Genomic DNA, 16866 nt, shown 5'->3' on the forward strand with positions numbered 1-16866 from the left:
TCAAGGCACCGCTCAAGGAAGAGGATCGACCCCCGGTGGGGCGGCCAGACTTCAAATCTGGCAGGGGCTGCCAGCGGTCCCTGGTGGGTTCGACTCCCACGCTCTTCCGCCAACCCGCATTGTTGAGGCATTCCTTGCCTCTCCACCCTTACCTCTCCCGTTTGCCGCTGAAACACGAAAAATGGCTGGGGCAACGCTGGGGCAACGGCTGTCGTTAAAGTCAGTCACACGAAACCCGCCCTTTTTGCACGAAAGCGATGCATTCACTGCGCCGATAGAGCACCCACCGGCCGCTCTTGTAGTACGGCAGCGGATAGCGCTTCGTTGACCGCCAGACCGCCAAAGTGCCCTGCTTCACGCGCAGGAGCCGCGCCGCCTCTTCGGGCTCAATGAAGTCATCATCGCTGAAGTCGATCTGCTGTTCTGCCATGTCAGTCTCCTACGTACCTACGTCCGCCCGGGCCGTGACCCTTGCCATCGCGCCATTGCTGTTCCTGGTGTGCAACGCTGTCAGTGATTCGTGCTTCCTTTTCTGCCTGCAAAGCTGCCGCCACCTCGGGCAACGCCATCGCCTGCCGGCGCTGTTCCAATTCATGCTGCTGGCGCTTGATGATTCCCAGCGCCACGTCTGCCAGCTGCCAAAGATCCGCCGGCTTCTCGCCGTCGGCCTTGACCTTCCCCAGCCCGAAGCAGCCGCCGCAGGGTTGGTGCTTCGCCTTCTTGATCTGATCGTGGCCGGCACCCAGGCACACAGGGCAGTCGTCCTTGGCGATCGGTCGCCAGTGCTGGCGCCAGTCGCCCTCCGTCGTGGCACTGGTGACGTCCTTGTCGATGTCCCGGTAGATCACCAGCAGCTGGCCCTCGAGGACGCCGCCGCCCATCTGCTCGTCGACCTGTTCGAAGCGCCCGCCCTGGGCGCGGTGGGTGTGGGTGGGCTTAGTCACTCGGCGTGCTCCTCTTCGAGCAGTTCCACCTCGACAGAGCCCAGGTCGGTGAAGTCTGGGTCGTCCTTACTGAAGACACAGTTCAGGACGTTGCTGTCCCGGATCACGTCGTTCATGGCGTTGCGCAGATCTTCACCGTCGTACCACTCGCCATTGATTACTGACTCGACCAGATCGCGGAGCGTCTCCACGTCGCCGCTCAGGTTGCGGCGCAGACCGTTCATCGAAACCTTCATGCTGCAGCCCTCGCTTGCTCGACCCGCTTGAACTCCACCACCCACACCCAGGGGTTGGCGTCCCGTGAGCCTCGGCCATTGATCGAATCCCATAACGTGGCGAAGGAGGTTCTTGCATTCACGGCGAAGTGGCAGTCAGTGCGATGCAGGTAATCCACCCAGCTATCACCGTGGCGCTCAACGCCTTCGGCCTCGGCGTCCGCCTCGCTGATCTCCTTCAACCGCTCGACGCTCACGCTGACGATCTCCAGCGTGATGCGGCTGGCCCAGCGGGGCATGTGGATGGAAGGGCGCCAACGACCATCGCTCGGCTGATGGTCGTCACTCCAGCTCACCGGCCAGCTGTCGAATGAACCACTCTCTGGGCGGTCTTCGGATTTCCAGACGAGACGGCCTGCCCTATAGGTCAGCGCCTCCTCGACGCGGCCAGGGGTGGGGCTCATGAGATGCGTCATCTGCACCTTGCCCCATGTCTCCCTCACCCACAGCCGGTCGCCGGGCTGGCCGTAGGGGCATAGGCTGTAGTCGCCTCCGTTCACCTCCCCAGCTATCTCGCAGGGCGCAAGATGGCAGCCTGAGCCGTTGCGGTCTTTCGCGGGCTTCACCACCCTCCGCGTCTGGTTCTTCCTGCCGTCGAGAATGGCGCGGACCATCTCGCCGCTGAATAGGATCGGACGTTCTTTCATGATCTCGGCTCCTTGTCGTTCTTCTTGCTGGCGCCGCCGCCCCCGGCGAAGTTGTCGACGACGAGCTCGTGGCCGAATAGGTTCAAGTTCATGTTGGTCACGCTGCATTCTCCTCGTCTTGCCAGGTCACTGGTCAGGCCGCCGTGGCGGGCTCACCGCTGCCCTGATCTTGAAAAAGGCCCCGCCCGGAAGCGGGGCAATACGCAGGGAACTAAAGGGGCTGACGCCTGGTTATCGAGCCGGGGCGTCGGCGTGGAGCATCATCACGTCGGGGCCGATGTCTCGGCGGATCTGCTCCAGGGTGTTGGCGAAGGCATCTTCAAGCAGACGCTCGGGGCGCAGCAGGTCGAACCACATGACGAGCTGGCCATCGTTGATGCGGTAGCGGAGCCGGGCTGTCAGGGCGTAATGGTCGCCTCCCTCGAAAACCGGAATGCCCAGCTCGAAGGTTTCGGGTATCTCGATGGTGCCTTTGCCGGCGGTGCCTTTGATCTCCTCGTTGAAGGTGATCTGCACTTCGCCGTTGTCGAGCCGTACGCCGCTCTGAAAGTCGACCTTCTTCTTGGCTTCGAGGGTGCGGCTGATGGTCAGGATGTCGCTACCGCTGGGCTGCTGGACGTCGGGGAGGTTGTCCTCGATGAACTTGGCGAAGTCCGCCTGACGCATTGCCTTCCCATCGGCCGCCGTCCAGGTCTTCCAACTGCGAGAGTGCGGGCAGGCGTAGGTAGCGCGATGCTGGCCCCAGGCGGGATCTCCTGCGCCCGGGTGGTCAAGCACCGCCGTGAAGCGGGTGTGCTCCAGGTCGGCATAGATGGTCGTCTCACTGTCCTTGAAACGGTTCACGTAGAGACCGAAGTCGGTGGCGTTGTGGATGGCCACCTGCTGGCGCGTGCGCCGCGGTTGGTCGTGAAATCGCTCCAAGTCCTCAAGGCTGTAACCCTCGGGCACTAGCACGGCATGCTGTAGCTGTGGGTTCAGGTCGGCCAGGGCCATGCCGGCGGCTACGGCTTCGCCAATGAAGGTCCGGTTGGTCAGTTCTTCCATCGTTACACCTGCTTCAGCTGAGTGGGTTTGGCCTCCTCGGCCACGGTCTTGGTCTCGCGCTTGGCTTCCTCCACCTGGCGGAGATCCATCTTTTGCTGGCGCGGATCCTCCAGCTGCAGCTGCAGGTTCGCGTCCTCGAACATCACGCTGGCGCCGCGATCCAGCTGCGGCAGCTTGGTCTTTATGTCGTCGGTCATCAGGTACATGCCGGGCATGCCCTTCTCCGGCTTGATCTTCACCTGGTAGGTAATGACCGCCATCTTCCCGGTGTCCTTACAGGCCTGCTGCGCCTCCAAGAGCGCCTCGCTCAGCTCCTCGGCGGTTTGGCCGCGGCGCATCTTGGCGAGCATCTGCGCGAAGGCTTGGGGGTTGGTGTCCATCTCGCTCTCCTTGGGTTACTGATGCGCCAGCTGGCGCGTGGTGGTGGTCGCCGGAAGCGCCCCGGGGCTGGCGATCCGATAGGCCGGCAGGGCCGGGCGCATGCCGGGGCACTGCTCTGCCGCTATGTCACGGTGGTCGGGTTGACCTGCTCGCTCGTTGAGCGGTACGCCGCGGGCTTCCTCGGCGGCCCATATCGCAGCGTCCCGGCAGTACTGCTCCAGGCTGGCGCTGGCGACTTGCTCGTCGTGGCGCGTGACCCAGGCCATCGCGGCGATGAGGGCGGCCACGGTCACGATGGCCAAGGCGGTGTTGAGTACGCTGCGCGGTGTCATGCAGTGGCCTCCTGTGCTGGCGCTTGCTCGGCGTAGTCGTGGGCGTAGAGGGTGACGCTGCCGTTGGCGTGCAGCTGCTCGAGCATCCAGCGCAGCCAGTCGATGGCCTGTGCCTCGGTCCAGTGCGGTTCGGCGGCGATGATCACAACCAGCTCGCCGGTGCTGGGCACGTACCAGGCAGGGCGGTACCCGGCCCGGGGTGAGCCGTGCACGGCTTCACGCGCCAGCAGCTGTGTCTCGGGGTCGGTGATACCGTGGCGCTGGGCGTGTTCACGCCATGCCTCGGCCAGCTCCTTGACCGGATAGGTGAAGACGGTGGCGGTATCGTGCTGGTTCATGAGCGGGGCTCCTTGTCCTGCTGGCCTTCGATTTCGCGCACCAGGGCGTCCCGCTCCCCTCGCAGCTTCCTGACCAGCTCCGGCTCGAACCCGGTCAACTCCGGGGTGTTCTCATTGCCTAGCGCTTCCTGAACGGCGCCCAGGGTTTCGCAAGCGGTGGCGAACAGGCGCTGGAAGCGGTCGCGCTCGGCTATCAGCTCCCGGATTTCATCGCGCCGCTTCATCAGCCTCGCCTCGAGATAGGCCACCCTCGCCCGCAGCTGCTGAACTTCGCTGCTGGGCTGGCTGGCGCCTGTGTCGGTGTGGTTGTCATTGCTCATGCGAAAAGGCTCCCCAGGTCGCGGCGGCCTACCCGGGCGGTAGAGCTGACCTGTTGGCGTGTGCGGACGGGTTGGCGAACGCGCAGGGCTTCGCTAGTGGGGTTCATGGCACCGACGACCAGTGCGACCAGTAGCGGGGCTATCCAGCCACGGCGCAGGGCCTTTGCGACGGCATCAGTGGCGCGGTTGGCGCTTAGCCGGTAGTAGGCGGCCTCGGCGGTGCTCTTGATGCTGGAGGGTGAGACGCCACGCAGCTTGGCGATCTCTTTTTGGGTGAGGCCTGCGGCCAGGCCGGCCAGTACCTGCACTTCCCGCACGGTGGGCATCCCTTGGCGCGGGTTGCCCGCCTGGCAGCGGAAGCCGGCGAACTCGAGGCTCTGTTGAGTGGTAGACATGGCTTGCTCCCTGTCGCGGTTATTGTGAACCAACTATGTACCATAGGTACACGTTCAGTCAAGTACCGTAGGTTCACATTCTGCGAGCAGGCACAAAAAACCCGCCTCGGTGGGCGGGTGCGTTGCTAGCGGCGCTTTAGCTGCGTCGTTTCAGTTCATAGCGGGTCTTCAAGCCATTCAGATGGCTCCAAGGGAGGAGACCTTCTTTCTGCATTCTGCCAACAACTATCCCGGGAGCGATTCCTATCTCTTTCGAAAAGGCCTCTACGGCAGCGGCTGATCTGCCAATTTCGTAGAGGCGCTGGGCATCGCGTGGCGGGATAAGAATGTCCCTGGCAAAGCGATCTGCCTCTTTTTCCTTTTCATCGTCTAGGCCACTCCCATCAATATCAATAAAGGATGAGGATTTGCTATGGAGAGCAATGTGGCCTGCTTCATGGAAAAATGAGAACCACAAATGGTCGTTGGATCTGTGTCTCAAGCTAAGCTGAATCAGGGCTTTGCGTTTGTTCAGCCATCTTGCAGCCCCGCTCACTGGGCATTTTTTCGGTGCGGGCTCAAAAACCACAGCAACGCCGGCCTCACCACATTTTCTTATCAGCGTTGGCACGAATACCGCTGGGTCTGATTCATTGGTAAGAGAACGAAGCTCTTTGAGAACGGCCTTGAATTTTTTCTGATCAAAGGGTTCGCAGGACAGTTCGGCTGCCTTGACCTCTCCTTGACGAAGCCATGCACCTACGGCTGCCCCATCTTTTGCAAAGGTCTCTGAGGATCTAAAGGCTGCCCCCGCGTTAGCATACCGAAGCCTCCAGGCTTCCACAGTCGCCACGCCAAAAAAGCGTAAGCACTCGGCAACCTGTAAGCCCTTATTGGTGAACTTTTGAATCCACCCATACGCAATCATGTCGCTGGTGGGAAGCACTTTCAGCCAATCAGCCTGCTCAGATAAGAGGCTGATCTGCTCTTGCTTTATCAAGGAGTCTCGATACTGCGCCTCACGTTCCAGCCAGAATCTAACAGTGCTTCCGAGAACCCTCTCCAGGCGGACTGCCGTTTCCTCGGTTATAGGAGCTCTGCCATTGATTAGCATGCTGACATGCTTCGTGGTGTAACCCAGTCGCTCAGCCAGCTCTCTCTGGGACCATCCTAGCTCCTCAATCCGGTCGGCAATGGTGTCCCCTGGGGGCGACACCCAGTCGGGTGTCAGTGGATGAGTAAGCTCAGTCATGATAATCACCAATATAAACAATCAAAGCGCAGCTTACGCTAGACCAATCTATCCCTCCGTCTGCAAGCCTGGGGATAGGATCATGATCCGGAACAAAGCATAAGCGCATCCCCCCATGAAGGGAGAGAGAGAACTGAGGCTCCCGATCGCCGCGCAAAGGATGCGGGTTCCCAGCTACCAACTCTCTTGTATTCGCGGCAGCCATCAGGTCAGAGAGCCGACTGCGCAGCTTTCTGGCACAGGGCTTACCTAGCTGGCGCTCAGCCTTTTTCTGCTCCAGGCATATGGCTTCGATGCGCTTGTCCTTGTACCTAATCTGCATGTTACGCTCGAAAGAGTATAGGCATGTTTACCAATCCGGTAAACGAAAACCGTGTAACAGGACTGGAACTGTAGAGCGGCCCTGAGGCGGTTTGATTGCGGAAGGTGTGGTCAATCAAACACTTCCAGACAGAATACGCGCCCTAGAATGCGGGGCGCCTCATCACCCGTCATGCTGCCTCCTCAGTGCATCAGTACGCTGTACCAGAACACCTTGCCAATGATGCGTACCTGCTCGGGCCAGTCGGGGCCCAGGTCCTCGTCGGGGTAGGCCTCGCGATCGGGATTGGCGCTGCGGATGCGCAGGCCGCCGCCTGGCAGGCGGTAGAGGAACTTCACACGCAGCAGGCCGCCGTGGTCGATGACGTACATCTTGCCGTCCTTGATCGCCTTGTCCTGGGTGTTCACACCCACCGTGGCGCCATCGGGCAAGATCGGCTCCATGCTGTCGCCATCCACATAAGCGCAGGCGGCATGCTCCTCCATCACGCCGGCCCGGCGCAGGGTGCGCTTGGCGAAGCGAAGCTTGGCGCCGTGGTTCTCAATCACCTGGGTATTACCGGAGCCGCCTGACACTTCTACTTCTCGAAATAGGGGCAGCTCGACCTCGTCGTCACCCAGCGGGGTATCGTTATCCCAGGCGTCAAGATGGCCGATGAATTCCACCTCATGGCGGCGTTGGCGGCTGATCGCATCGCCTGCCTTCGGCGTGGTGCGGAGCGCTTCGCCTGCCTGTGGCCCGCTACGCAGTACATCTCCGATTTCTGGCTGTGTCATCGGACCTTTGCCGTAATCCAGCCATTCCACCCTTACACGCAGGGCATCTGCAATCTGGACCAGCTTGTCGTGGCCTGGCCGAGCTTCTCCATTCAGCCACTTGCTGACTGCCTTCGGGGTAACCTTGATTGCCCTTGCGAGCCGCGCACCCTCGCCCCTACCTGCAAAGCCGGCATGCTCAAGCGCTTCTTTGAGGCGAGCGCTGAATTCAGCCCGCGAAATGTCCGTATGAACCATGCGTTCAATTTTGACAGCGCTTGCGTGTACTTTCAGTTCCGCCATAATATGTACCGTAAGTACACAAACATGGGAGCGAGTACATGAGCGCCTTGCGCTATGCAATCGACAAGATCGGAGGTGTCACGGAGTGCGCTCGGGTCTGTGGCATCAGTCCGCGCGGGGTCTACAAGTGGCTCCAGCGTGAATCCCTGCCCCGTACCGAGTTCTCGGGCGAGACCAACTATGCACAACGTATGGCCGCTGCGAGCGGTGGCGCTTTCTCTGCTGAATGGCTGCTTAAGCATGCCGGGCCGTCTGCATCAGATCCTTCCCCTCCCGAATACCCAAAGCTTACTCCCGGCCGGACCACGGAGGCGACGACCTGACCGGGGTGGAAGGGCATACAGGTAGTCGGCCAGGGGGAACGGAGTCGCCAATGCAGGGCATAGCCGAACTACCAAAGGAGGACGAGCAGGACCACGCGGCGCAGGCGCCAGCCGACGTAAGCGACGAGGAAGGGCTGACAGGGCTGCGGCAGGAGATCACCCGCCTATCGGGGCAGGTCGCGCAGCTGGCGCTACTGATCGAAGACGCCGAGCGGATCGGCAACCAGCGGGCAGAAACCAGCCTGCGGGTGCAGTACCACCAGGCCTTTGCCGACCTGATGAGCGGTCTGCTGGCGCTAGCTGGGGTGAGGGATACACGCCTCGAGACACTGCGCCAACGGCACATTGAACGCATCGCGGAGTATCAGCGCCAGCTGGATCAGATCGGGCCGGGCTGAGTTAAGAAGAACGGGAGAGGGCTATGGGGGCAATCCCAGCGACAACCGAACCGGCAGCTGTCATGCCGGGCAACACCGATATGATCGTTCGAACCGCACGGCTGGCATTTCAGATCGAGGCCGCCGAGCGTCGGGAGTACGCCGCGAAGCGTGAGCGCCTGCGCGCCCTGGTCGAGTTTCACTACACCATGGCGGATCTGCTGGCGCGCACGGATAGCTGGAGCCCGGAGGGCCAGGCGAAGGTGCATACCGAGCGCGCCAAGCATATGGATGCCGCCCAGCGGTACCGAGCCGAGCTCAAGCAGCTCGAGGGCGGTGGGGCATGAGCAGTATTAGTGCTTCCATGCTGCCGGCCTTGCTGGGCCGCCCTGTGGCGTATCAGCCGGTATTCACGCGCCTGCCTGGCGTGACCGTTCAAGGTGCCATCTTCCTCAGCCAGGCGCTGTTCCTGTGCAACACGCCGACGGCCCAGCGCCGTGCTGGCTGGTTCTGGAAGGAACAGGCTGGCGCTGTGGATAGCTGGGAAGCGGAAACCGGCATGAGTGCCAAGCAGCAGGTCACCGCCAGGCGCCAGCTGGTGGCCATTGGTGTGCTCGAGGAGGTGCGCAAGGGCGTGCCGGCCAAGACGTGGTATCGGGTCAACTGCGACCGCCTGGCCGAGTTGCTGGCGCAGGCGCTCGATACCAGCGAAACCGCCGCTGAGCCCCGCCGCTCTCCAGATTCTCCCAACGGGAGAAACTGCAATCTCCCAACCGGAGAAACAAGAAACGCCCAACCGGAGTGCACAGAATCGCCGGATGGGAGTTTTCATACAGAGACTACTACAGAGATAACCCCCTCTCTCTCTGAAGCGCGCGCGTCGATTTTCGAGCGTGCCGCTCAGCAGTGCGACGACGGCACACCGCCGCCGACCCAATCGCGCCAGTACCCGATGACCCTGGACTGGCAGCCGGACCCGGATCAGTTGGCCATGGCTTGCCAACGTGCCGGCCTGCCTGCCGACACCCAGCCCGCCCAGCACCAGCTGGCCAAGTTCACCGCCCACCACGCCGATACCCAGCGCCAGCAGAGCAGCACCGCATGGCACGCCAAGCTCGTCGACTGGCTGCGCAACGACCAGCGCGCCGCCCAGGCTCACACCGGAGGACCCGCCCATGACCGCGCAGACCCTGATCAACGCCGCGATGACCGAACTGAGCGCGAGGCAGTCCGCCAGCAGCTCGCCAACCCGCACGACACCAGCTGGGCAGATGGCTGGTGGCCAGACGACGGCAGCGAGCCCGGAGCGCAAGCAGCAGATCACGTCACTGGTCAGTCAGGTGTTCACCCGGCTGGAGGCGATTTTTCCGAGGACCTGGAGCAGCGCGTTCCCCAGTGCGGACCTGCTGACCCTGGCACGCCGAGAGCTGGCGCAGGAGCTGGCACGGTGGCCGGCTTTGCCGACTCGGCACGTGGTCGAGCGGGCCATGAGCGAGCTGAAGCGTGGGGGGAATACCTGGCCGCCGACGATCCCGGTGCTGGTGAGCCTGCTGGCGCCGAAACCGGAGGACTTCGGTATGCCGTCAGTTGGTGAGGCCTGGCGGGAGGCAGTGGGCCATGCCCATGAGCCACGCCGCCATCGCTGGAGCCATGAGGCGGTGCGCCTGGCTGGGCAGTCGGTCGGCTGGTGGGACCTGACCCACACCACGGCACAGAGCCAGTGGCCGCGCCTCGAAAAGCGCTTTGGCCGTGAGTACAGCGCTCTGGTCAACCGGGTGATGGCCGGCGAGGACCTTACACCGCGCCAGCTGCTCGAGCACGACGGCAGCCGCACCCGCGCCGAGCTCGCCGAGAGGGCAGGACGTGAAGCCGCCCAGCAACGCGCCGAGGCCTCTGGCCTGCCGCACGCAATGAACGCCGACCAGGGGCTGCGCTCCCTGCGGGCGGCATTGAAAGGAGCCTGACATGAGCAACCTGATTCCGTTTGAGTTCGATCAGCATCAGATCCGTGTAATCCAGGACGATGCAGGCGGCACGCTGTTTGTTGCCCGCGACGTCGCTGCGGCGCTCGGGTATGCGAATCCAATGAAGGCGATCCGCGACCACTGCAAAGGGGTGACCGAATCGTTCACCCCTACGGCTGGCGGCGAGCAGGCGGTCAAGGCAATCCGCGAGCCCGATGTTTACCGCCTGATCGTCAAGAGCCAGCTGCCCAGCGCTGAGCGCTTTGAGGCATGGGTGTTCGAGGAGGTGCTGCCCGCGATCCGCCGGGCTGGTAGCTACCAGTTGCCCCAGGCGCCAGCACAGCCAGACGACAACCTGGTGAGCATCTCCCGTGCCTCTGCCCTGGCTGGCGCTCTGGACGCCGCGGCCAAGGCGTTCGGCTTCGACGACAACATGCGCCTGCTCTCGGTCAACCAGGCAGTGCAGAAGCGCACCGGCGTGAACCTGCTCGGCGAGCTGGGCGCGACCCACCTGCTGAGCCCGGTCAACGAACGCTACCTGACGCCTACCGAGCTGGGCCTGCCCCACGACATGAGCGCCATCGCCGTGAACCGCGCCCTTAGAGACCTGGGCTATCAGCGCCAGCAGCAGGATGGCCGAGGCCGCAACCACTGGATCCTGACCGATGCCGGCCGCAAGGCGGGTGGCCGAATGATGGATACCGGCAAGCGTCACGGAGACGGCTCGCCAGTACAGCAGCTCAAGTGGCCCGAGAGCGTGGGTGAAGCCCTGCGGGAGGCTGCCGCATGAGCAAGAGAGCCATAACGCCTACTGTCATCCTGACCGCCATAGATGCCGAGACCCGTAATTCGCGGCGAGGTGTGAAGATCGACATGGTGCCCGTGCTGGTGAATGTCGTCAGGAATGCAGACCTGGAGAAGGTTGAAGGGATCTTGCTCACGCTGCGAGAGCGTAAGTTGATTCGCCGCGATGGCGAAGACCGTCTGTGGGTTACAGAGGCCGGCAGGGAAGAGATGAAGGCCTCGCCAGCTCAGGCTATGCCGGCGCCTAGCGCCGTGCCCATTGAGGGAGGTTTCAAGCAGCCCGCCAAGGTGCGCGATACGTTGCGCCCGCGAGTGGGCGTTGCTCCCAAGCCGGTAACGCGCCAGCTGGCGGCGGCGGCGATGCGAAAAGCTCGACAGGCCCGACAGGTTGAGCAGAAATCTGCACGGGAAGCGCCCGGCGCCGCTGGAACTGAGCAACCTTCTGCACAGCCCGTGTGCCATGGCTGCGTGGCTCAGGTGGGTGAGTTTCACAGCCCCGAGTGCCCGGCCGTCAATGCGTTCACTGCTGGACGCATCCAAGCGATTCCCCGCGACCTGCTCGACCGCTGCGCTGCCATGCACCTGACTCTGCTTGCGCAGGCACGCGACGCCTATATCGCTGGTGAGCCGGATTCCGATCGCGAGCTGTCCTGGCTGCTAGAGACCGGCGAACAGCTACTGGAAGCGGGGGAGCTGGCGCAATGACCCTATATCCGAGGCGTAAGAAACCCACGCTGGCCCAAGTGAAGCGTAATCCACCGCCCGGAGTAGCCAAGCCGGCCGTGAAGCGCTCCCCCGCCCACGACTACGAGGGCAGCGAGCAGAAGGCGCTATTGAGCTGGCTGCATGGGGAGTGGCACCGCGGCACCGAGGTGGGCCAGGCCTACCCGGTGACGTACCACGTGCCCAACGGTGGCCACCGCACCAGCCGTACCGGCGCCGAGCTGAAGCGACAGGGCGTGAAAGCCGGTGTCTCCGATCTGGTGGTGATGGAGGCCCGTGGCGGTCTGTTTGGCTTGTACCTCGAATTCAAGGCGACACCGCCTCGCCATGCCTCCCTGGCTTCCACCCAGCGCGACTGGCTGGCGCTGGCCGATGCGCGTGGCTATGGGGCGGTGCTGGCGCGCGGGCTGGAGGAGGCGCGCCAAGTGCTGCGTGAGTACATGGCGCTGCCGCCGACCGAGGTGGTCGGGCCCGTGCGCCGGCTTGAGTCGGGTACCGACTGGAGGGGCTGATGAGGCTACCGAAGAGCGTTCAGCAGATAGCCGATGTGGTAGGGCGTGACAAGGCGCTGCACCTGGTGCGCACGCTGCGCCAGCAACAAGCCGGGAAGACGCTCTCGATCTATGTGCCTCAGCCTGAGCGCTTGCACGTCAACCATGCCCTGGTGGGCATCCTTGGCTATGCCGAAGCGCTGGCGCTGTGCCAGGAGTTCGGCGGTACCCATCTCTACCCTTCGGCCTGCCGCTACCTGCAGCGGGCCATCAAGAACCGCCAGATCCTCGCCTTGCGCGATACCGGGCTCTCGGTCGACGAAGTGGCCGAGCAGCTGGGCATGTCGCGCAAGTGGGTCGCCAACGTGGTGGATGCCCGCGACATGGTGCGCCGCGGCGACAGTATCGAGGTGGTGGCCCGTTCGGTGAAGATCTCGCCGCTGACACTGGGCTACATCCTCGACATCGACGTCGATGACGTGGGTCCGGTGACCAGCCGCGGCGAACGACGTGCCGCCAGCCCCCAAATGCCCTTGCTCTGAACCACTGCCAGCGGAGCGCCCGGCCATGCCTCCGCAAACTGTGACCCATATGACTAGCGCCGCGCTGAGGTGCGGAACGAGATAAGCATGTACTCCAGCTACGCAGGGCCGGTGATCATGGCAGAAGTGAACGAGCGATTGGCGCGGGTGGAGACCAAGGTCGACACCCAGGCCGATGTGATGGCCCGCCTCGAGCGCCATCTGGAGACGATGAGCGCCTCTCATGCCGAGATGGCCAAGACCGTCTCGCAGATCCCCGCCCTCTTCAATCAGATGTTGGACATTCAGCGAACCACCGCTGACCAGGGCGACCGCCTCACCGTGCTTGAACGTGACATGGAGCACGCCCGCACGGCCCGGGATCATCTTCGCAACGTGATCGAGCCGAAGGTGAACCGCTCCCACTTCGTTTCCAGCGCCACGGCTTGGTTGGCGGCGCTGGTCCTTACCGCCTTCATCACTGCCAGCACCAAGGGCTGGCTGGAGTAGCGTCATGCCCCAGGTTTCCCCTCACTTCGAGCGTCAGGAGTTCGCCTGCAAGTGCGGTTGCGGCTTCGACACCATCGACGCCGCCACGCTGGCCATTCTCGACCAGGTGCGCACCCACTTCGGCATGCCGGTGATCGTCACCAGCGCCGCGCGTTGCCCCAGCCATAACCGTTCTGTTGGCGGAGTCAGCACCAGCCAGCACCTCTACGGGCGGGCCGCTGACATCAAGGTGCGCGGTACCGAGCCCCATGTCGTGCATGGCTATATCGCGCGGCACTTCCCGAACGCCAGCCTTGGGCTCTACTCGACCTTCGTGCACGTCGACACCCGCACCGACGGGCCGGCTCGGTGGCGCGGCTGATTCTGCTGTTACTGGTGGCGGTCTCGGTGGCCGCCATGTTCCTCGAAGCTTTGATACTCGCTGCCCAGCGGCGGCGCGATAGGAGACGACATGCTCGAACACGCCGCACCGCTCGCCATGCTGCTGGCCGGCCTGCTGACCCACGTGCTCAAGAAGTTCCTGGAAGTGCGCCAGCAGATGGAGGCTCTCACCCTGGCCATGTACCTGAGGGCCCGGCCATACAAGACGTCGCTGTCGGTCATCGGGGCTGGTGCCGGTTACCTGCTGATCGCTGAGCCATCCACCCCCAGCCTGGTGGCGGCTTTCGGCGTGGGCTATGCCGCCGACAGCATGCTTGAGGTGGTGGGCGCCAGAGCGAGGGCTGCGCGATGAAGCTGCTTTCGTGGCGCATTTGGGCGGGCCTTGCAGTCGTGGGGCTGTTGGCGCTGGGGCTCTATCAGCTGCGCTCTCAAGCCGAGACGATCGGCACCCTGCGCGCCGACAAAGCCACCCAGCGCCAGGCCATTGAGCAGCTGGGCCATGCCCTGACCGCCCAGGCTGAACACCATGCCCGCCAGCTGGCCGCGCGCGATGCCGCCCTGGCTGCCGAGCGATCCCATGCCGCCGAGGCCCGCCAGCGTGCGGATAGCCTCGCCGCCGAGATCCAGAACGCGAGGGATAGCCATGCTGACTTCGATGCGTGTATGGGGCTGCAGCTGCCTGCTGGCGTTGCTGAGCGCCTGCGCCAGTGACCCTGTAGTCGTGACCAAGCCCGTGCCCATCCTGCCACCTGCCCACTACCTGCAGCCCTGCGTCGTGACGCTGGGCGATGGCTCGGTAGGTGAAGCCCTGCAAGGCATGAGGGCTGCGGTCGAGTGCGAGCGCGCCGACAAGGCCGCGCTGCGCGCGTGGGTGCGAGAGCAAGAGCCCGACGATGCCGACCGACCCGCAACTTTTTAGGTACTCCCGGCGGGGGTGGAGCCTGCGGGTGATAGGCAGCGCGGAAGTTCGTGTGAGCGAGGCGCTCAGGATCCGGTTGATTGTTGTTGTTTGAGGTAGCCGATGGCGTTCAAAGGGAAAGGCAGGGCGGTCAACCGCGAGGAGCTCGCCGAGGTGTTCGGCGTCTCCCTCAATACCGTGTCCACCTGGGTGCGCAACGGCTGCCCGTTCGAGCAGCGAGGTCGGCAGGGCAAGCCTTGGCGCTTCAACACCCGGGACGTTTCCGAGTGGCTGCGTGACCAGGCGCGCATCGAAGCGGAGAGCGATGCCCCTCTCGACGAGTTCGCACTCAAGCTGCGCAAGCTGGCCGCCGAGACGGCCCAGGCCGAGCTGGATCTCGCCATCGCTCGCAAGCAGGTCGCGCCCATCGATGAGTTCGAGCGAGCCCGCGCCCTGGAGAACGCCACCGTTCGGGCGAACGTGATGAACGTGCCGAGCCGGGTGGTATCGCAGCTGATCGGCGAAACCGACGAGGGCCGCTTCAAGGAAGTCCTGGCCGCCGAGCTGGTGCAGGCGCTCGAGTCGGCAGCAGATGCCGACATCGAGCTTGAGGAAGAGGACGAGGATGACGCCGACGGCAACTGAAGGGCTCGAGCAGTTCAGCAACACTGCCGGCGTCGCCCGGGCTCTCAAGCGAGCTGCTCGCCACCTGGTGCCGCCTGCGCCTCTCAAGCCCAGCGAATGGGCCGAGGCCAACGTACGCATCCCTGCCGGCAACGCCATCCCGGGGCCGATCCGCTTCGACAATGCCCCGTACCAGCGCGAGCCGATGGACATGGCCACCCATCCCGGTTGCTATCGCATCTCGCTGATGTGGGGCGCCCAGGTGGGCAAGACGCAGCTGGCGCTGTGCCTGCAGGGCTACGGCATCGCACACGAACCGCGCAGCCAGATGATGATGCAGCCCAGCCAGGGCGACCTGACCACCTGGCTGGAAACCAAGTTCAACCCCATGGTCTCGGCCAACCCGGTGCTGGAGAACCTGCTGGCCAAGCCGCGCAGCCATGAGGGCGTGAACAACCAGCGCATGAAGAGCTACCCCGGCGGCTTCCTGATGTTCGCCTGGGCTGGCTCCACCAAGACCATGCGCGGCCGTTCGGCGCCGTGGATCGTTGCCGATGAAGTGGACGGCTACAGCGGTACCGATGAGGGAGACGAGGTCGAGCTGCTGTGGCAGCGTGCCGCCACCTTCGGCGACCAGCGCCTGCTGGTGGAGATCTCCACGCCGACGATCAAGGGCGAGAGCCGCATCGAGGCCTCGTTCGAGATGGGCGACCAGCGCCGCTTTTACGTGGCCTGCCCTCACTGCGATCACCACCAAGCTCTCGACTGGCACCAGGTCACCTGGGACAAGGATGACGACGGCAACCATTACCCCGACACCGCTGCCTATGTCTGCAAGCACTGCGGTGCCATGTGGAACGACGGCGAGCGCATCGCCGCCATTCGCACTGCCGAGCAGGTCGGCGCCGGCTGGAAAGCCGCCAAGCCCTTCCGGGGCCACGCCAGCTACCACCTAAATGAGCTCTATTCGTGCTTCCGCCGCCTGCGCGACATCGTGCAATCGTTCCTCGACAAGAAGGCCAAGGGCGACCTGCAGAGCTTCATCAACGTCAGCCTGGCCGAGACCTGGGAGGAGCAGGGCGAGCAGGCCGAAGCCCATGTGCTGATGGAGCGTGCCGAGACCTTCAAGGCACCGGTGCCGTCGGGCGGCGTGGTGCTGACGGCCGGCATCGACATGCAGCAGGACCGCCTCGAGGTGGAGACCGTGGCCTGGGGCTACGGTGATGAGTCCTGGTCGGTGGACTACACCGTGCTGTGGGGTGATCCGCTGCAGGACGAGGTGTGGCGAGATCTCGATGACTACCTGGCCACCACCTGGACCCATGAGACCGGTGCCCAGCTCGGCATCGTGGCCGCCTGCCTGGATACCGGCGGCAGCAGCGGCTACACCCAGCGCGCCTATGAATACGCCCGGGGCAAGACTGGCCGCCGCCTGTTCGCCATCAAGGGTGTTGGCGGCTGGGATCGGCCCGTTGTCACCGCCCCCTCACGCAAGAAAACCGGACGCGGACAACGCAAGGTGGATCTGTTCGCCATCGGTACCGACGAGGCGAAGCTCACCATCATGCGTCGGCTGGCCGTGGCAGAGCCGGGCCCCGGCTATTGCCATATCCCCGCCGATCGCGAGGCCGAATGGTTCCACCAGCTCACCGCCGAGAAGCTGGTGACCAAGTATCTCAAGGGCGTGCCCAAGCGCGAATGGCACCAGACCCGCCCCCGTAACGAGGCGCTCGACTGCCGCGTCTACGCCTATGCCGCGCTCAAGATTGCCAGCCCCAACCTGAAGCGCCATGCCGCTCGACTGGCCGAGTACGAGAAGCCCGACGATGTGGAGGAGCGTGACGCGCCCGAGCCCGTTATTGACGCCTTGCGGGAACCACCGCCAGCGGAGCCGGAACCACGCAAACGCAAGACTAGGCGCAAAGCAACACGCCCACGAAAGAACTTCGTCAACCATTGGTGA

At 63.8% G+C, this 16866-nt stretch carries 26 protein-coding genes, 1 tRNA gene and 1 pseudogene; 16 read left to right on the forward strand and 12 right to left on the reverse strand.

Going from position 1 to position 16866, the window contains the following annotated elements:
• Positions 1 to 16: 16 nt before the first annotated feature.
• A tRNA-Sec gene (locus HNO53_RS20550) sits at positions 17 to 112 on the forward strand.
• Between the two features lie 108 nt (positions 113 to 220).
• Here HNO53_RS20550 and HNO53_RS20555 read toward each other — a convergent pair.
• The 12 genes from HNO53_RS20555 to HNO53_RS20610 form a co-directional block, all read right to left on the reverse strand.
• Positions 221 to 430 carry a helix-turn-helix domain-containing protein gene (locus HNO53_RS20555; RefSeq protein ID WP_209474799.1) on the reverse strand — a complete coding sequence of 70 codons (210 nt, stop codon included), beginning with the start codon at positions 428 to 430 and terminating at the stop codon, positions 221 to 223.
• A 1-nt stretch (position 431) separates the two neighbouring features.
• Entirely contained in the window at positions 432 to 944 is a 513-nt protein-coding gene (locus HNO53_RS20560) for a hypothetical protein (protein ID WP_209474801.1), read from the reverse strand.
• A complete protein-coding gene (locus HNO53_RS20565; RefSeq protein WP_209474803.1) occupies positions 941 to 1180 on the reverse strand; it encodes a hypothetical protein in 240 nt (79 codons plus the stop codon). Before HNO53_RS20565 ends, HNO53_RS20560 begins: the two co-directional genes overlap by 4 nt.
• The gene (locus tag HNO53_RS20570) at positions 1177 to 1866 is read right to left on the reverse strand and encodes a hypothetical protein (RefSeq protein ID WP_209474805.1); all 690 of its coding nucleotides are present in this window, start codon (positions 1864 to 1866) and stop codon (positions 1177 to 1179) included. The genes HNO53_RS20565 and HNO53_RS20570 overlap by 4 nt, the downstream gene beginning before the upstream one ends.
• A 231-nt stretch (positions 1867 to 2097) precedes the next feature.
• Positions 2098 to 2910 (reverse strand): YfdQ family protein, encoded by an 813-nt coding sequence (locus HNO53_RS20575; RefSeq protein WP_209474806.1) that lies wholly within the window; start codon positions 2908 to 2910, stop codon positions 2098 to 2100.
• Between the two features lie 2 nt (positions 2911 to 2912).
• A complete protein-coding gene (locus HNO53_RS20580) occupies positions 2913 to 3290 on the reverse strand; it encodes a hypothetical protein (protein WP_209474808.1) in 378 nt (125 codons plus the stop codon).
• A gap of 15 nt (positions 3291 to 3305) precedes the next feature.
• The gene (locus HNO53_RS20585; protein WP_209474810.1) at positions 3306 to 3623 is read right to left on the reverse strand and encodes a hypothetical protein; all 318 of its coding nucleotides are present in this window, start codon (positions 3621 to 3623) and stop codon (positions 3306 to 3308) included.
• Complete coding sequence (locus HNO53_RS20590; RefSeq protein ID WP_209474812.1) at positions 3620 to 3961, reverse strand: hypothetical protein; 342 nt, start codon at positions 3959 to 3961, stop codon at positions 3620 to 3622. Before HNO53_RS20590 ends, HNO53_RS20585 begins: the two co-directional genes overlap by 4 nt.
• Entirely contained in the window at positions 3958 to 4281 is a 324-nt protein-coding gene (locus tag HNO53_RS20595; protein ID WP_209474814.1) for a hypothetical protein, read from the reverse strand. The genes HNO53_RS20590 and HNO53_RS20595 overlap by 4 nt, the downstream gene beginning before the upstream one ends.
• Complete coding sequence (locus HNO53_RS20600; protein ID WP_209474816.1) at positions 4278 to 4676, reverse strand: response regulator transcription factor; 399 nt, start codon at positions 4674 to 4676, stop codon at positions 4278 to 4280. The genes HNO53_RS20595 and HNO53_RS20600 overlap by 4 nt, the downstream gene beginning before the upstream one ends.
• Before the next feature lie 136 nt (positions 4677 to 4812).
• Complete coding sequence (locus tag HNO53_RS20605) at positions 4813 to 5907, reverse strand: HigA family addiction module antitoxin (protein WP_209474818.1); 1095 nt, start codon at positions 5905 to 5907, stop codon at positions 4813 to 4815.
• Between the two features lie 504 nt (positions 5908 to 6411).
• Positions 6412 to 7287 (reverse strand): XRE family transcriptional regulator, encoded by an 876-nt coding sequence (locus HNO53_RS20610; RefSeq protein ID WP_209474820.1) that lies wholly within the window; start codon positions 7285 to 7287, stop codon positions 6412 to 6414.
• 373 nt (positions 7288 to 7660) lie between these two features.
• Between HNO53_RS20610 and HNO53_RS20615 the strand changes: the two genes are divergently transcribed.
• The 15 genes and pseudogenes from HNO53_RS20615 (at position 7661) to HNO53_RS20685 (ending at position 16866) form a co-directional block, all read left to right on the forward strand.
• A complete protein-coding gene (locus tag HNO53_RS20615; protein WP_209474822.1) occupies positions 7661 to 8008 on the forward strand; it encodes a hypothetical protein in 348 nt (115 codons plus the stop codon).
• Between the two features lie 80 nt (positions 8009 to 8088).
• Complete coding sequence (locus HNO53_RS20620; RefSeq protein ID WP_209474824.1) at positions 8089 to 8334, forward strand: hypothetical protein; 246 nt, start codon at positions 8089 to 8091, stop codon at positions 8332 to 8334.
• 605 nt (positions 8335 to 8939) lie between these two features.
• Positions 8940 to 9134, forward strand: a pseudogene (locus tag HNO53_RS21630) (DnaT-like ssDNA-binding domain-containing protein); the annotation flags it as partial.
• Between the two features lie 124 nt (positions 9135 to 9258).
• Positions 9259 to 9951, forward strand: a complete 693-nt coding sequence (locus HNO53_RS21545; protein WP_242597485.1) for a replication protein P — start codon at positions 9259 to 9261, stop codon at positions 9949 to 9951.
• A 1-nt stretch (position 9952) separates the two neighbouring features.
• Positions 9953 to 10741: a BRO-N domain-containing protein gene (locus tag HNO53_RS20635; RefSeq protein ID WP_209474828.1), complete on the forward strand. Its 789-nt coding sequence runs from the start codon at positions 9953 to 9955 to the stop codon at positions 10739 to 10741.
• Positions 10738 to 11460, forward strand: coding sequence for a hypothetical protein (locus HNO53_RS20640; protein ID WP_209474830.1), 723 nt, complete (start codon positions 10738 to 10740; stop codon positions 11458 to 11460). The genes HNO53_RS20635 and HNO53_RS20640 overlap by 4 nt, the downstream gene beginning before the upstream one ends.
• Positions 11457 to 11990 carry a VRR-NUC domain-containing protein gene (locus HNO53_RS20645; RefSeq protein WP_209474832.1) on the forward strand — a complete coding sequence of 178 codons (534 nt, stop codon included), beginning with the start codon at positions 11457 to 11459 and terminating at the stop codon, positions 11988 to 11990. Before HNO53_RS20640 ends, HNO53_RS20645 begins: the two co-directional genes overlap by 4 nt.
• Positions 11990 to 12511 (forward strand): Mor transcription activator family protein, encoded by a 522-nt coding sequence (locus tag HNO53_RS20650; RefSeq protein ID WP_209474834.1) that lies wholly within the window; start codon positions 11990 to 11992, stop codon positions 12509 to 12511. Before HNO53_RS20645 ends, HNO53_RS20650 begins: the two co-directional genes overlap by 1 nt.
• An 87-nt stretch (positions 12512 to 12598) precedes the next feature.
• On the forward strand, positions 12599 to 13000 hold the full coding sequence (locus HNO53_RS20655) for a hypothetical protein (RefSeq protein WP_209474836.1): 402 nt from the start codon (positions 12599 to 12601) through the stop codon (positions 12998 to 13000).
• Positions 13001 to 13004: 4 nt separating this feature from the next.
• Positions 13005 to 13361: a D-Ala-D-Ala carboxypeptidase family metallohydrolase gene (locus tag HNO53_RS20660; RefSeq protein WP_209474838.1), complete on the forward strand. Its 357-nt coding sequence runs from the start codon at positions 13005 to 13007 to the stop codon at positions 13359 to 13361.
• A gap of 90 nt (positions 13362 to 13451) precedes the next feature.
• Positions 13452 to 13733 carry a hypothetical protein gene (locus HNO53_RS20665; RefSeq protein ID WP_209474840.1) on the forward strand — a complete coding sequence of 94 codons (282 nt, stop codon included), beginning with the start codon at positions 13452 to 13454 and terminating at the stop codon, positions 13731 to 13733.
• Positions 13730 to 14092, forward strand: a complete 363-nt coding sequence (locus tag HNO53_RS20670) for a DUF2570 family protein (protein ID WP_209474842.1) — start codon at positions 13730 to 13732, stop codon at positions 14090 to 14092. Before HNO53_RS20665 ends, HNO53_RS20670 begins: the two co-directional genes overlap by 4 nt.
• 10 nt (positions 14093 to 14102) lie before the next feature.
• Positions 14103 to 14300: a hypothetical protein gene (locus HNO53_RS20675; RefSeq protein WP_209474844.1), complete on the forward strand. Its 198-nt coding sequence runs from the start codon at positions 14103 to 14105 to the stop codon at positions 14298 to 14300.
• Positions 14301 to 14402: 102 nt separating this feature from the next.
• A complete protein-coding gene (locus tag HNO53_RS20680; RefSeq protein ID WP_209474846.1) occupies positions 14403 to 14924 on the forward strand; it encodes a helix-turn-helix domain-containing protein in 522 nt (173 codons plus the stop codon).
• Positions 14905 to 16866 (forward strand): phage terminase large subunit family protein, encoded by a 1962-nt coding sequence (locus HNO53_RS20685; RefSeq protein WP_209474848.1) that lies wholly within the window; start codon positions 14905 to 14907, stop codon positions 16864 to 16866. The genes HNO53_RS20680 and HNO53_RS20685 overlap by 20 nt, the downstream gene beginning before the upstream one ends.

The sequence above is a fragment of the Billgrantia antri genome (assembly GCF_017868935.1).
Classification (GTDB): Bacteria; Pseudomonadota; Gammaproteobacteria; order Pseudomonadales; family Halomonadaceae; genus Halomonas; species Halomonas antri.